The sequence below is a fragment of the Pseudomonas sp. AC463 genome (genome assembly GCF_979253585.1).
The window spans coordinates 46,983-61,428 of record NZ_CEEDDZ010000023.1 but is presented as its reverse complement, the minus strand read 5'-3'; the positions used below and the strand labels follow the sequence as shown (position 1 = coordinate 61,428).

Annotated in this window: 11 protein-coding genes; 6 read left to right on the top strand and 5 right to left on the bottom strand. The window is 62.5% G+C overall.

Features of this window, described 5'->3' with window-relative positions; translation table 11 throughout:
• Positions 1-168: 168 nt before the first annotated feature.
• Together AC0IYH_RS24635 and AC0IYH_RS24630 are read right to left on the bottom strand one after the other, a co-directional pair.
• Positions 169-1,443, bottom strand: coding sequence for a glucarate dehydratase family protein (locus AC0IYH_RS24635; RefSeq protein ID WP_471836648.1), 1,275 nt, complete (start codon positions 1,441-1,443; stop codon positions 169-171).
• On the bottom strand, positions 1,440-2,789 hold the full coding sequence (locus tag AC0IYH_RS24630) for an MFS transporter (RefSeq protein WP_471836647.1): 1,350 nt from the start codon (positions 2,787-2,789) through the stop codon (positions 1,440-1,442). Before AC0IYH_RS24630 ends, AC0IYH_RS24635 begins: the two co-directional genes overlap by 4 nt.
• Positions 2,790-2,896: 107 nt before the next feature.
• On the opposite strand from AC0IYH_RS24630, the gene AC0IYH_RS24625 reads away from it, so the two are divergent.
• Positions 2,897-3,796 (top strand): LysR family transcriptional regulator, encoded by a 900-nt coding sequence (locus tag AC0IYH_RS24625; protein WP_471836645.1) that lies wholly within the window; start codon positions 2,897-2,899, stop codon positions 3,794-3,796.
• Positions 3,797-3,817: 21 nt separating this feature from the next.
• On the opposite strand, the gene AC0IYH_RS24620 is transcribed toward AC0IYH_RS24625, so the two are convergent.
• Both AC0IYH_RS24620 and AC0IYH_RS24615 read right to left on the bottom strand, forming a co-directional pair.
• Entirely contained in the window at positions 3,818-4,180 is a 363-nt protein-coding gene (locus AC0IYH_RS24620) for a hypothetical protein (protein ID WP_471836643.1), read from the bottom strand.
• Positions 4,181-4,182: 2 nt separating this feature from the next.
• The gene (locus AC0IYH_RS24615) at positions 4,183-5,172 is read right to left on the bottom strand and encodes a hypothetical protein (RefSeq protein ID WP_471836641.1); all 990 of its coding nucleotides are present in this window, start codon (positions 5,170-5,172) and stop codon (positions 4,183-4,185) included.
• Positions 5,173-5,504: 332 nt separating this feature from the next.
• Here AC0IYH_RS24615 and AC0IYH_RS24610 point away from each other — a divergent pair, with 332 nt between their 5' ends.
• From AC0IYH_RS24610 to AC0IYH_RS24600, 3 genes are read left to right on the top strand one after another with little or no spacing between them, the layout of a single operon-like run.
• Positions 5,505-5,963: a (2Fe-2S)-binding protein gene (locus AC0IYH_RS24610; RefSeq protein WP_471836639.1), complete on the top strand. Its 459-nt coding sequence runs from the start codon at positions 5,505-5,507 to the stop codon at positions 5,961-5,963.
• A complete protein-coding gene (locus AC0IYH_RS24605; RefSeq protein WP_471836637.1) occupies positions 5,963-8,200 on the top strand; it encodes a xanthine dehydrogenase family protein molybdopterin-binding subunit in 2,238 nt (745 codons plus the stop codon). The genes AC0IYH_RS24610 and AC0IYH_RS24605 overlap by 1 nt, the downstream gene beginning before the upstream one ends.
• 16 nt (positions 8,201-8,216) lie before the next feature.
• Positions 8,217-9,557, top strand: coding sequence for a c-type cytochrome (locus AC0IYH_RS24600; RefSeq protein ID WP_471836635.1), 1,341 nt, complete (start codon positions 8,217-8,219; stop codon positions 9,555-9,557).
• Between the two features lie 151 nt (positions 9,558-9,708).
• On the opposite strand, the gene AC0IYH_RS24595 is transcribed toward AC0IYH_RS24600, so the two are convergent.
• Positions 9,709-11,766 (bottom strand): TonB-dependent receptor, encoded by a 2,058-nt coding sequence (locus AC0IYH_RS24595; protein ID WP_471836633.1) that lies wholly within the window; start codon positions 11,764-11,766, stop codon positions 9,709-9,711.
• Between the two features lie 286 nt (positions 11,767-12,052).
• On the opposite strand from AC0IYH_RS24595, the gene AC0IYH_RS24590 reads away from it, so the two are divergent.
• Positions 12,053-12,916 (top strand): diguanylate cyclase domain-containing protein, encoded by an 864-nt coding sequence (locus AC0IYH_RS24590; protein WP_471836631.1) that lies wholly within the window; start codon positions 12,053-12,055, stop codon positions 12,914-12,916.
• Between the two features lie 131 nt (positions 12,917-13,047).
• A complete protein-coding gene (locus tag AC0IYH_RS24585) occupies positions 13,048-14,385 on the top strand; it encodes an MFS transporter (protein WP_471836629.1) in 1,338 nt (445 codons plus the stop codon).
• The last annotated feature ends 61 nt before the right edge of the window (positions 14,386-14,446 follow it).

Here is a 14,446-nt window from a genome sequence, read left to right as displayed (position 1 = left end):
ACCTATATAGATCCAAATATGGAAATCCAAATGTGGGAGGGGCGGTGCGACGATTCGACTTGCCCCCGATGAGGGTGTGTCAGTCAATAAATCTATCACTGACCCACTGCTATCGGGGGCAAGCCCCCTCCCACATTTAATCGCGTTCCAGACAGAAGCGACCAAGCTTCAATAACGCGGTTTGACGGTTTTCCACTCCGGCTTGTAACGCTGCATTTGCTTCACATCATCGCGCTGGCGAATGCCGCAGCTGAGGTATTGGTCATGCAGCTTGCCCAGCTGGTCATGGTCCAGCTCCAGGCCCAGCCCCGGTGCGCGGGTGATGGTCACGCAGCCATCGACAATCGGCAGCTTGCCGCCCTTGATCACCTCTTCGTCCGGCTCTTGCCAGGGGTAATGGGTGTCGCACGCGTAGTCGAGGTTGGGCACCGAGGCCGCCACGTGGGCCATGGCCATCAGGCTGATGCCCAGGTGGGAATTGGAGTGCATCGACACGCCCAGGCCGAAGGTCTGGCACATCTTTGCCAACACCTGGGTGTCGCGCAGGCCGCCCCAGTAGTGGTGGTCGGCGAGCACGATCTGCACGCTGTCCTGCGCCACGCTGCGACGGAATTCATCAAAGTCGGTGACCACCATATTCGTCGCCAGGGGCAAGCCGGTGCGTTTGTGCAGCTCGGCCATGCCGTCCAGGCCGGGGGTTGGGTCTTCGTAATATTGCAGGTCGTCGCCGAGCAGTTCGGCCATGCGAATCGAGGTTTGCAGCGACCAGTTGCCGTTCGGGTCGATGCGCAGCGGCACGCCCGGGAAGGCTTTTTTCAGGGCCTTGATACACGCCACTTCGTGCGCAGGCTCCAGGGCGCCGGCCTTGAGCTTGATGCTTTTGAAGCCGTAGGTGTCGATCATGCGCCGGGCCTGGGCGACGATCTGTTCCTCATTGAGCGCCTCGCCCCAGCTGTCGGGCTGGTAGGGCGAATCGATATGCTCGGCGTACTTGAAGAACAGGTAGGCGCTGAACGGGATCTGCTCGCGAATCGCCCCACCCAGCAGGTTCACCAACGGCACGTTCAGCGAGTGCGCCTGCAGGTCGAGAAACGCCACCTCGAACGCCGAGTAGGCATTGCTCACCGCCTTGCTGGCATGGGAGCCCGGCGCCAGTTCGGCACCGCTGAGGCTCGCCGGTTTGTGCGCGGCCACGGTGGCCTTCACGATGGCGCGCAGGCCGTTGAGGTTGAAGGGGTCCAGGCCGATCAGTTGCGCCTGCACCTGTTGCTGGATCGCCAGCGCCGGGGCGTCGCCGTAGCTTTCGCCCAGGCCGATGTAGCCGGTGTCGCTCTCCACCTCGATGATCGAACGCAGCGCAAAGGCTTCGTGAATGCCGCTGGCGTTGAGCAACGGCGGGTCGCGAAAGGCAATCGGGGTAACGGTAACGCGGACAATTTTCAAGAGGCGGCTCCCTGTGGACCGGAACGCAAGGCGTGTGGATGAGTGGTAGACGTGGACCGAGGCGTGGTGCGGGCAAAAAACACCACCACCGCAGCCACCAGCGACGTGGCGGCCAGGCCATACAGGCCGCCTTCGATGGAGCCGGTGGTCTGCTCCAGCAAGCCGAAGGTGGTGGGCGCGACAAAGCCGCCCAGGTTGCCGACTGAATTGATCAGCGCGATCACCGCCGCAGCGATCCGCGCATCCAGGTAACCCTGGGGGATCGGCCAGAACAGCGCCGACGCCGCCTTGAAACCAATCGCGGCAAAACAGATGGCCACAAAGGCAAACACCGGCCCACCGGTGGTGGACATGAACATGCCGAACGCGGCGATCACCAGCATCAGCGCCACCCATGCCTGCTGGTGTTTCCACTTGCTGGCCAGGGCGGCAAAACCGTACATGGCGACGATGGAAATCAACCACGGAATAGCGTTGAACAGGCCCACCTGGAAGTCGCCCAGGTTGCCCATTTTCCTGATCATGCTCGGCAACCAGAAGGTGGCGCCGTAGATGGTCAGGGCGATGGAAAAGTAGATGAAGCAGAACAGTGCGATCTGCCGGTCGGCGAGTAATTTGAAGATCGACGGCCGTACGCTCTGGCTCGCTTCACGGGCCTGCTGCTCCAGCGCGATGGCGCTGACCAGGGCCTGTTGTTCTTCGGCGCTGAGCCACTTGGCCTGGTGGGGATGGGACTGCAGCCAGAACCACACAAACCCGCAGAGCGCGATGGAGGCAAACCCTTCGATCAGGAACATCCATTGCCAGCCGTGCAGGCTCAAGCCACTGACACTGAGCAGCGCCCCCGACACCGGCCCGGAAATCACCGAAGCGATCGCCGACCCGCTGAGAAAAATCGCCATGGCCTTGCCACGCTCGGCGGCCGGCAACCATTGGGTGAAGTAGTAGATGATGCCGGGGAAAAACCCGGCTTCGGCCGCGCCGAGCACAAAGCGCAGGATATAGAAGCTGGTTTCACCTCTGACAAACGCCATGGCCATCGCCGCCGCGCCCCAGGTGAACATGATGCGCGTCAGCCAGGCCCGCGCGCCGTAGCGCTGCAGCAACAGGTTGGAGGGCACTTCGAAGATCGCGTAACCGATGAAAAACAGCCCGGCCCCCAGGCCATAGGCCGCCGCGCCGATGCCCAGGTCGGTCTCCATATGGCTGCGCACAAAGCCGATATTGACGCGGTCGATGTAATTGACGATGAACATCACCACAAACAACGGCAGTACATGGCGCTTGACCTTCGCGGCCGCACGGGCGAGCACGGTCGGGTCTGGCGGGGTGTGGAGGGTATCCAAGAGGCAACTCCCAATCATTGTTTTTTTAGGGACGAAACGATGATGGACGCTGGCTATTGATCCCGTCTAATCTAACTTGGCATTCGATTGATACCTGGATTAGATCAATGTTCGAACTGACTCAACTGCGCTGCTTCACCACCGTGGCCACCGAGCTGAATTTTCGTCGCGCCGCCGAACGGCTGAACATGACCCAGCCGCCGCTGAGCCGGCAGATTCAATTGCTCGAACACCACCTGGGCGTGGCGCTGTTTGCGCGCACCACCCGCAGCGTGGCGCTCACCGCTGCGGGCCGGGCGTTTTTCATCGAGGCGCAGAACCTGCTGGAACGCGCCCAGCAGGCGGCGGTAACCGCGCGGCGCTTCGCCGAGGGCGATATCGGCACGGTCAATATCAGCTTCGTCGGCAGCGCGGTGTATGAGTTCTTGCCCAAGGTAATTGCCGAGGCACGGCTCCAGCAGCCCCAGGTGAAAATCGACCTGTCGGAGATGAACACCTACCAGCAATACGAAGCCCTGCGCGCGCGGCGCATCGACCTGGGCATCGTGCGCGCGCCCTTGCTGGAACCGGGCTACGCCACCGAATGCCTGGTGCGCGAGCCGTTTGTGCTGGCGGTGCCAAGCAGCCACCGGCTGGCCAGCGCCGAGACCGTCAGCGTGCGCGACCTCGACGCCCAACCCTTCCTGATGTACGCCCACGCCGCCTACCCGCCGTTCAACGAACTGCTCACCGGCCTGCTGCGCTCGGCGCGTGTCGCCCCGGAGTACGTGCAATGGCTGGGTTCGTCCCTGACCATCCTGGCCCTGGTCAACGCCGGCATGGGCCTGGCCCTGGTGCCGCGGTGCGCCAGCAGCGTGGTGTTCAAGAACGTGGTATTCCGCGATATCGACCTGGGCGAAGGCGCGCAGAGCGAGCTGCATTTGATCTGGCGCGAGAACAACGACAACCCGGCGTTTGCCATGTTGCTGGAGGGGATTCGCAGTGCGGTGCGCGAGGGGTGGGCTTGACTATCAGTGGGTTTTCAACGGCTACCAGCAATACCAGACGTACCAGATCATTGAGGCGAAAAACCATATCATCCCGAGATTGGACGGCCACAATGCCCAACGTTTAAGAGACTGGGGAACAGACGCCAGCTCAGCCTCGGTCACATCCCCTTGTTTGATATGCGTTTTTGGCATTGCCAACAGTTGAGTGATCAGAATCAAGCGATGAAACCTGTCAATGTGCTGATTTCTGCCCCAAAAGCGTTTGTGATCGCACACCACCTTATTTTCGCTGAAGTAGCTCTCCAACTCTTCGAGCTTTGTGTACTCGACGAATAAGGTGACCCCAGAGCCTACGATTGCACCTACAAATAAAAAGATTGCAGAGATGATCTGAAAGTTCATGGTCAGGCACCGTCTGGTTGAAAGATCAAATCGCCATCGATCTCTACGATTTGGCCGCCCAAAAACGAACCGGCACCACCACCTGCCTTGCCTCCTGCATACCCTCCCGCAGCGCCGCCAATAACGGCGCAGGCCAGCTCCCCACGTCCTCTAGCGGCGACACCCAACAAAATCCTACAGCCGCGACGGGCCAACTCCGCCCCGACCTTCCCTGCCCGATGCGCCCCCGCCGCACTCCCCGCCAACTTCCCCGTCTCCACATACTTCGCCCGTCGACACTGCGCCTCCCGCCCGTCCACACAAGCCTCCTTGATCTCCAGCCCCGTCACGCCCACATCCAGCGCCAACCCCACGTACGTGCCCTTCCCCAGCCACTTCGAGGTCTGCGAAATCTCGCGCATGCGCTGGGCATACCCGGCAATTTCCCCCTTGTGCAAATAGCTCTTGGTGGAAATCCCCAACACCTTCTTCAACGCTGTGTTACTGCGCAGCCCCGTGCCAAATCGCGCCGCGCCTTGCAGCTGGGTATCCAGCCGGTCAAACAGCACCTTGCGCTGGCGAAAAAACGCCTCACGGTCCAGGCCGCCCGCCCTTAACCGCTGATGCAAGTGCTCGACCTGTTCCAGCGTATGCGCCACCTCATCCAGGTGCCGCGCCCACGCCGATGTCGCGCTGCCGATGCCCAGCGAGGTGTACCCCAGCAGGCTTTGCAGCAGGTCGTAGTTATTGACGACCTGGGCGGCGGTGTCGCGCTCCAGTTCCCGCTGTACTTTTTCAGCGTGGCGCATCAACCACGCTTCCTCCATCCAGCAGGTAAAACCGTAGGCATCAGGCACTATCACCAGCTGCCCAGGCGTCACCAGCCCACGGCGCAGGTGATGGTTGAGCACATCAAAATGGTCAGACCGTTGCGGGCTGATGCCAAGGCCCATCACGCGGGATTTCAAGCTGTGGTAGTCCGTTGTTCGGTCGTTGATATAGCCCTGCGCCATGCCTCGCATCCCTGAATGCAATGAAGATGGCTTCGGAATATAGGCAAGCGAATACGCCTGGGACACAAGCTCGGAGGGTCTGAACTACATTTGGGAAGCTGCCTACATACCAGGGAATAAGCACCTACAAAAAAGACGGCTGCCACATTTTTTGACCTGCCTCGCAGGTGCAATCCTCTTGAATGCTTGCCTGATCCTGCGAACTTTCGGCCTTTCGGATTATTCCGCGTAGATACCCCTTGCGCACTGGTCTAGAGTTCGACAATAAGCGGCCATCGCCTCCCCACTATTAAAAAGGCCGCACCTACCGTCGATCAGCAGGTGAACCAGCCATGGAATTACGTATCAACCAGAAGGCCTATCAGGTCGATGCCGACGCGGACACGCCCCTATTGTGGGTGATCCGCGATGACTTGGGCCTGACCGGCACCAAATACGGCTGCGGCCTGGCTCAATGCGGTGCCTGCTCGGTGCTGGTGGACGGCAATGTGGTGCGCAGCTGCGTCACGCCGGTGGCCGCCTTGGTGGGCCGCGAGATCACCACCATCGAAGCCATCGAGGCCGATGAGGTGGGCAAGCGCGTGGTCAGCGCCTGGGTCGAGCACCAGGTGGCGCAATGCGGTTACTGCCAGTCCGGCCAGGTAATGGCGGCCACGGCGCTGCTCAAGCACACCCCCACCCCTACCGACGCGCAGATCGACGCGGCAATGGTCAACCTGTGCCGCTGCGGCACCTACAACGCCATCCATGCCGCCATGCATGACCTGGCCGCCGGGAAGGAGACCGCTTGATGAACAAGCCTGTCGATATTCCCGGCGTGGTGTTGGGCGACCCGGTCAACCTGTCGCGTCGGCGTTTCCTGGCCAGCACGGCGGTGGGTGCGTTGGTGATCGGTTTCGGCCTGCCGTTTGGCGCATCCCGGGTACAAGCCGCCACTGGCGCTGCCGTAGAGCGTGGCACGCAAGTGCCGGCGTTCCTGGAGATTCGCCCGGACGGCAGCATCCGCCTGCTCAGCCCATTCATGGAAGGCGGCCAGGGCACCCACACCGCCATGGCGCAGATTGTCGGCGAAGAGCTGGATGCCGACCCGGCCACGTTTATCGTTGAAGCCGCGCCGCCCGGCGACGCCTATGTGGTGATGGACAACGGCATGCGCATCACCGGCGGCAGCATGTCGGTGCGCATGAGCTACCCGACCATGCGCCGCCTCGGCGCCCTGGCCCGCGCCATGCTGCTGCAGGCCGGCGCCGCGCAGCTCGGCGTGCCGGTGAGTGAGCTGACCACCCAGCCCGGCCGCGTGGTACACGCCGCCTCTGGCCGTTCCCTGGGCTACGGGGAGTTGGCCGGTCGCGCGCTGGACATGCCGGTGCCAGACCCTTCCACCATCACCCTGCGTGACCCGAGCCAGTTCCGCTGGATCGGCAAGCCGGTGAAACGCGTGGACGCCTACGACAAATCCACCGGCAAGGCGCTCTACAGCATCGACCTGAAAGTCGACGACATGCTCCACGCCGCCGTGCAACACGCGCCGCGCCTGGGCATGACCGTGGGCAGCCTGCGCAACCAGGCGCAGGTCGAGGCGATGAAGGGCGTGCACTCGGTGCACCAACTGCCCGGCGCGGTGGCGGTGGTGGCCGAGCGTTGGTGGCATGCCAAGCGCGCGGTGGAGGCGATTCAGGTCGACTGGCAGGAGCCAGGCGCCGACTCCAAAGTACGCGGCATGCCGGCCGATTTCTCCAGCGACAAACACTTCGAGTTTCTCGCCGCCCAGCAAGGCCCGGCGCGTGACGACGAAAATGAAGGCGACGTGGCTGGCGCGTTGAAAAACGCCAAAACCACCGTCGAAGCCACCTACCACAACCAGTACGTCAACCACGCGCAGCTGGAGCCGCCATCGGCCCTGGCGCGCTTCAACCCTGACGGTACGCTGGATATCTGGCTGCCCAACCAGGCGCCCGACATGTTCCGCGCCGACATCGCCAAGCGCACCGGCCTGGCGCTGGAGCAAATCAACCTGCACTCGCCGTTGCTGGGCGGGTTTTTCGGCCGGCATTTCCTGTATGACTCGGCCAGCCCTTACCCGCAGGCCATTGCCTTGGCCAAGGCGGTGGGCAAGCCGGTCAAGCTGATCTGGAGCCGCGAAGAAGAGTTCCTGCGCGACGTGCTGCGCCCGGTGGCGGCGGTCAAGTTCCGCGCCGCGCTGGACGCCGACGGCCTGCCCGTGGCGATCGAAGCGGTGAGCGCCACCGAAGGCCCCACCGAAGGCATCGCCGGCAAGCAGGGCGAGAAAATCGACCCCACGGCGCTTGAAGGGCTGTCGGGCAAAAGCTACGCGATCCCCAACAAGCGCATCGCGCAGATCTACGTCAAAGGCCCGGCCATGCTCGGTTACTGGCGCTCGGTGGGCAATTCGCTGAATGACTTTTTCTATGAATCGTTCCTCGATGAGCTGGCCGACAAAAGCGGCCGCGACCCGTATGAATTGCGCCTGCACCTGCTGCGCGACAACCCACGGCTGACCACCCTGCTCAACGCGGTGGTGGAGTTGTCCGGTGGCTGGAAGCGTGGCCCCTACACCGCCGAAGACGGCAGCCGCCGCGCGCGTGGCGTGGCCATGGCTTCGCCGTTCGGTTCCCACGCGGCGGTGATCGCCGAGGTGTCGATTGAAAAGGGCCAGGTCAAGGTGCACCACATCTGGGAAGCCATCGACCCGGGCAGCATCGTCAACCCGGCGATTGTCGAAGCACAGGTAAATGGCGCGGTGGCCTTGGGGTTATCGCAAACGTTGCTGGAAGAAGCGGTGTACGTGGACGGCAAGCCTCGGGCGCGCAACTACGACCTTTACCCGATCCTGCCGCCCTCGCGGATGGCCAAGGTGCACGTGAAGATCGTGCAGAGCGGTGAAAAAATGGGTGGTATCGGTGAACCGCCGCTGCCCGCCGTGGCGCCAGCAGTGGCCAATGCGGTGGCGCAGTTGACCGGCCAGCGTGTTCGCAGCCTGCCTTTAAGCCGACACACCTTCAGCTAACCGAGCGAGACCGCCCATGAACAACCGTCGATTCGCAAGAACCGCAGGCTGGCTGGTGCTGCCCTGCCTGGTCGTCGCTGGTGCGCTGGCCTGGTACGTCACTCGCCAGCCCGCTACCCCCTTTGAACAGGCGCAAGCCGCCAGCGCCGACGCGGCGCTGGTCAGCCGTGGCGAGTATGTCGCCCGCCTCAGCGACTGCGTGGCCTGCCACAGCCTGCCCGGCAAGGCACCGTTTGCCGGTGGCCTGGAAATGGCCACGCCGCTGGGGAATATTCACGCCACCAACATCACGCCCGACAAAGGCAACGGCATCGGCGCCTACAGCCTGGCCGACTTCGACCGCGCGGTGCGCCATGGCGTTGCGCCGGGCGGCCGCCGGCTGTACCCGGCCATGCCCTACCCTTCGTACGTGAAGCTCAGTGACGATGACATTCGCGCCATGTATGCGTTTTTCATGCAGGGCGTGCAACCGGCCAGCCAGGCGAATATCCCCAGCAGCATTCCCTGGCCGCTGAATATGCGCTGGCCTATCGCGCTGTGGAACGGTGTGTTTGCGCCGACCGCCACATATGCGACGAAACCCGAGCAGGACGCGCTGTGGAATCGCGGCGCGTACATCGTGCAAGGTCCGGGGCACTGCGGCAGTTGCCACACGCCGCGTGGCTTGGCGTTTAATGAGAAGGCGCTGGATGAATCCGGTAAGCCATTCCTGGCCGGGGCGCTGCTTGATGGCTGGTACGCACCGAGCCTGCGTCAGGATCACAACACCGGCCTGGGCCGCTGGGATGAGCCGGAGATTGTGCAGTTCCTGAAGACTGGTCGGAATAAACACGCGGTGGTCTATGGCTCGATGACCGAGGCGTTCAACAACTCCACGCAGTTCATGGCCGACGATGACCTGGCCGCTATCGCGCGTTACCTCAAGACCCTGCCCGGCGACCCGCAGCGTGACGGTTCGCCGTGGCAGTACGTAACCGCAGATGCGCGCCAGGATGTGCCCGGCGCCCACACTTACGCGACGCGCTGTGCGTCGTGCCACGGCGCTGACGGCAAGGGCCAGCCGGAGTGGATGCCGCCGCTGGCGGGGGCCACGTCGGCGCTGGCCAAGGAGAGTGCTTCAGCGATCAATATCACCCTCAATGGGTCGCAACGTATCGTGGCTGCGGGTGTGCCGGATGCTTACCGCATGCCAGCATTTCGTGAGCAGTTGTCGGACGCGGAGATTGCCGAGGTGTTGACCTATGTGCGCGGTACCTGGGGTAACCAGGGCGGCGCGGTGGAGGCCAAGGCGGTGGGCAAGTTGCGCGAGCATACGGACCCGGCGAGCAGCAGCCCGATTATTTTGCAAATGCGGTAACTGCATAAACTCGGTTAAAAATGTGGGAGGGGGCTTGCTCCCGATGGCAGTGGGTCAGTTAAGAATTTATCAACTGACACACCCTCATCGGGAGCAAGCCCCCTCCCACATTTGATTTCAATACATCAGGTGGATATCAGCCTGCTTTTGATTACAGGTCGTACCGCACCGCCATGCCAAAAGTGCGCGGCGCACCGACGTCGATGATTTCATCATCACGGTTGTTGGTGACGTACTCCTTGTCGAACGCGTTTTTCACGAAGCCAGACACCGCCACATTCTTGGTGACCTTGAACTCGCTGCTGAAGTTGGCCAACACGTAGTTGTCACTCCGGCGCTCGCCGGTCACCTTGCCGGCCGCGTTGAATTCATACGCGGACGGTGCGGCACTCTGGTAGGTAACGTCGGTATTGAAGGTCAGGCGGTCGTTGAAGCGATAAATCCCGCCCACCGACGCTTTGTACTTGGGCGCGTAATAAAACGCCTGGCCGCTGCGGTCCTCGCCCCGGTTGGTGACGAAGTCCTTGTACTTGCCATCGGTGATCGCGCCACCCAAGGTCAGCGTCAGTTGCTCGCTGAGGTCTTTCTCGATGAACACTTCCAGGCCTTTGATATCGCTGCGACCGGCGTTGTACACGTCGATGACGTTGGTGTTGGCCTGGCGCACGCTGACCTGCTGGTCTTTCCAGTCGGTGTAATACAGGTTGGCGCGGGCGCGCAGGGTGTCTTCAAGGAATGAGCCCCGGTACGACAGCTCATAGTTGGTGGTGTATTCCGGGTCATACGCCTCGTGGCCGCTGCCGGAGCGCACGTTGACGCCACCACCGCGGTAGCCTTTTTGCACCATGAAGCCCAGGTACTGGCCGGTGGCGAGTTCGTAGTTGATGCCGAGTTTGGGCAGCAAGGCGGCAAACGACTTGTTGACCTTGGCCGGCTCGGAAATGTCGTCCTGCTTGATGTCGGTGGCGTTGGTTTCGTGGTCGTAGCGCAGGCCGGTGACCAGGGTCCAGCGCGGCGCGAAGGTCCAGTTAACCTCACCGAACAGCGCCTTGTTTTCGATGGCGGTGTCGCCCTTGACCGTCGCCGCCAGCACATTGTCGAACAGCAAGCGGTCGTGGAAATTGTTGGTGTTGTGGCCGTAGTAGATGCCCGCGAAGCTCTTCACGGTGTCCGAGCTGTAGTTGAGGCGCAATTCCTGGCTGAACAGATCACCATCCTGCTTGCGCAGGATCACTTCGTTGTCGATGGCATTCTGGTCGAAGTCCAGGCGGTTGCTGTAGGTGGAGCTGGTGTTGGCGGTGAGGCTGGTGATCGACCACTGGTCATCGAGGCGGTAGTCAACCTTGGCGCTGACGGTGTCCTGCAGCAGATTGTCGAACGCCTGGGTGTTGGACGACACCTTGTAGTAGCGCACCTTGTCCGGGGTGCGAATCACCGAGTTGTCGCCCTGGCGGTGCTCGTTGTGGGCGTAGGTCAGCAACACGTCGAGGTCGTCGTTGGGCAGGATGAGCAGCTTGCCGCGCGCATTGCTGGTGCGGTGGGGGTTGGCGTCTTTGTCGAGCGCGATGTTATCGATGTAGCCGTCGCCATCCTGATAATCCAGGGCGATGCGCCCGGCAATCTTGTCATCGACGATGGAGCCGCCACCGGCCACGGCCGCGCCTTTTTCACCGTAGTTACCCACGTTGGTTTGCGCCGAGAAGCTGGGTTTGAAGGTCGGGTTGCGGGTCTGGATCACCACCGCACCGGCCAGGGAGTTGCGCCCCTGGGTGGTGGACTGCGGGCCGAGGAACACTTCGGCCTGCTCCACGTCCCACAACGTGGTCGGGCTAAGGGTCAGGCTGCGGTTGGGCTGCACGGCGCCATCCACATACACCGACACGGCGCCGTTGAGGGTGGCCGGGCCCTGGTCGTCGAAACCGGACACCGGCACGCCGCGAATGCCCCAGTTTTCGTTACCGGCCTGGCTGTACACACCCGGCGTGCGGGCGAATACATCGACCAGGCTGTGATCGGCCTTGTCGCGCAATTGCTGTTCGGTGACCACCACCACGCTGGACTGGGTTTGCTCCAGGGTGCGGTTGATTTTTTCCCCGCTCACCGTGATCGGCGCGATTTCCAGGGTGTTTGGCTCCGCCGCCCAGGCACCACCGGCCATGCACGCCACCGACCCTACCGCCAACGCAATTGTAGTTTTTTTGAAATTCACGCCCTGCGCCCCTGTCCCGATCATTATTGTTTTTGCGGCGGGCTCGAAGCGGCCAAGCGCCAGCGGGGCGGAGTCTAAGCGATATGTAACAGGAAGTGAATGTTATTGATTAACAATCTCATTCGTTACTTGTAGCGCCTTACGTATCTGGGTGAATACATTGAACCGGCGCCGAGTAACCCGGTGTTTATGAAATTGCGACCGATAAAAAATCTGCAGGATTGCTCGCCGCGCCCCGGCATGATCGGGCTATGATCGCCCATCCGAACCAGACGCCCGCCCCCCCATGCCCGTTGATCTACAAGCCCTGTACCCCAAACTGATCCACCTGATGCTGGACACGGTCTTCGTCGTCGACCGCGATAACCAGATCGTGTTTGTCAGCGATGCCTGCGAGGCACTGCTCGGCTACCGGGCCAACGAGCTGATGGGCACCTTGATCACCCACTACATGCACCCTGAAGACCTGGCGCGCACCCGCTCCTCGATTGTGCGGGTGATGAATGGCCAGCCCCATGTCGACTTCCGCAACCGTTATATCCGCAAGGATGGCAGCGTGGTGCACATCCTCTGGGCGGCGTTCTGGTCTGCCGACGTGGAGGCGCGTATCGGCGTCGCACGGGACGTGACGGCGCTGACCCAGGCTGAGGAAGAGTTGCGGTTCCTTGCTCACCATGACCCGCTGACGGCCCTCACCAATCGGTCGCTGTTCAACGATCGACTCGACGCCGCCCTGCACGAAGCACAGCGCCACAACCGTAGCCTGGCGTTGCTGTTTGTGGACATCGATGGCTTCAAGGGCATCAACGATGAGCATGGCCATGCGATGGGCGACCGCGTGCTCTGTGCGATTGCTCGACGGCTGGAACGATGCGTGCGCGAGAGCGACCTGGTCGCGCGGATGGGCGGTGACGAATTCACGCTGATGCTGACGGATATCCAGTCGCCGGAAGCCGTCGCCCTGCGAGTAGCGCAAATACTCGCCTTGATGGCGGAGCCACTGGGCGCCGAGTTTGGCGGGTTGACCATGCCGTCCTGCAGCATCGGCGTGGCGGTTTACCCGGCCGACGGGCTGGATGCCGACGCGTTGCTCAGCCATGCGGACGGCGACATGTATCGGATCAAACGGCAGCGGTTAGCAACGGAGTGACCAGGCGGATTCTCGACTTCCCCACGCCGCCTAGTCGCTGCTGACTACGCGGACGACTCTTTTGAACCCGGCCCCTGCGCCCCCTCGACCGATAATCGGGCATCGCCCCATTCATCGCCGAGGCCTTCCCCATGACGCGCCCCACCACCGAACAGGTCAGCCCCCAAACCCTGCGCAAAGTCATCATCGCCGCCGGCATCGGTAACTTCGTCGAGTGGTTTGACTTCGCCGTCTACGGTTTTCTCGCCACCACCATCGCCCAGCAATTCTTCCCCAGCGGCGACGCCAGCGCCGCATTGCTCAAGACCTTCGCGGTGTTCGCCGTGGCCTTCGCCTTCCGGCCGCTGGGCGGGATTTTCTTTGGCATGCTCGGCGACCGCATCGGCCGCAAACGCACGCTGGCCATGACCATCCTGCTGATGGCCGGCGCTACCACCTTGATTGGCCTGCTGCCCACCTACGCGGCCATCGGCGTGGCTGCACCGATTCTGTTGTCGCTGATCCGCTGCGCCCAGGGGTTTTCCGCCGGCGGCGAATACGCCGGGGCCTGTGCCTATCTGATGGAGCACGCCCCCAGCGACAAACGCGCCTGGTACGGCAGTTTCGTGCCGGTGTCGACGTTTTCCGCGTTCGCCGCCGCCGCGGTGGTGGCGTATGCCCTTGAGGCGTCGTTATCCGCCGAGGCGATGGGCAGCTGGGGCTGGCGCCTGCCGTTCCTGATCGCCGCGCCGCTGGGCCTGGTCGGGCTTTACCTGCGCTGGAAGCTGGATGAGACGCCGGCCTTCCAGGCCGTGAAGCAGGAGCACGCGGTCGCGCACTCGCCCCTCAAGGAAACCCTGCGCAACCACGCGGCGGCCATCTGCTGCCTGGGCGCTTTTGTGTCGTTGACGGCGCTGTCGTTTTATATGTTCACCACCTACTTCGCCACGTACCTGCAAGTGGCGGGTGGGCTGAGCCGGGCGATGGCCTTGCTGGTGTCGCTGATCGCCTTGATTTTTGCCGCCGCGATTTGCCCGCTGACGGGGTTGTATTCCGATCGCGTGGGGCGCCGGGTCACGGTGATGACCGCGTGTGTGCTGTTGATGGTGGTGGTGTATCCGTCCTTCCTGATGGCCAGTTCCGGTTCGTTTGTGGCGTCGGTGGTCGGCGTGATGTTGCTGGCGGTGGGCGCCGTGTTGTGTGGGGTAGTCACAGCGGCATTGCTGTCGGAAACCTTTCCGACCCGCACGCGGTACACCGCCTCGGCCATCACCTACAACATGGCATATACGATCTTCGGCGGCACCGCACCGCTGATGGCGACGTGGTTGATCAGCACCACGGGCAGCAACCTGTCACCGGCGTTTTACCTGATCGCCGTGGCGTTGCTGGCGTTGGCCGGCGGACTGGCGCTGCCGGAGACGTCGAGGATTTCCCTGCATGACGTGGGCACAGCCGAAAAAGACGCTGCGCCGCTGCTCTCGCGTTGACGTCTGCGGGTAGGATCCAGGCTGACCCGGGCGACTGCGAAGTTTTACAGAAATGAGTGGG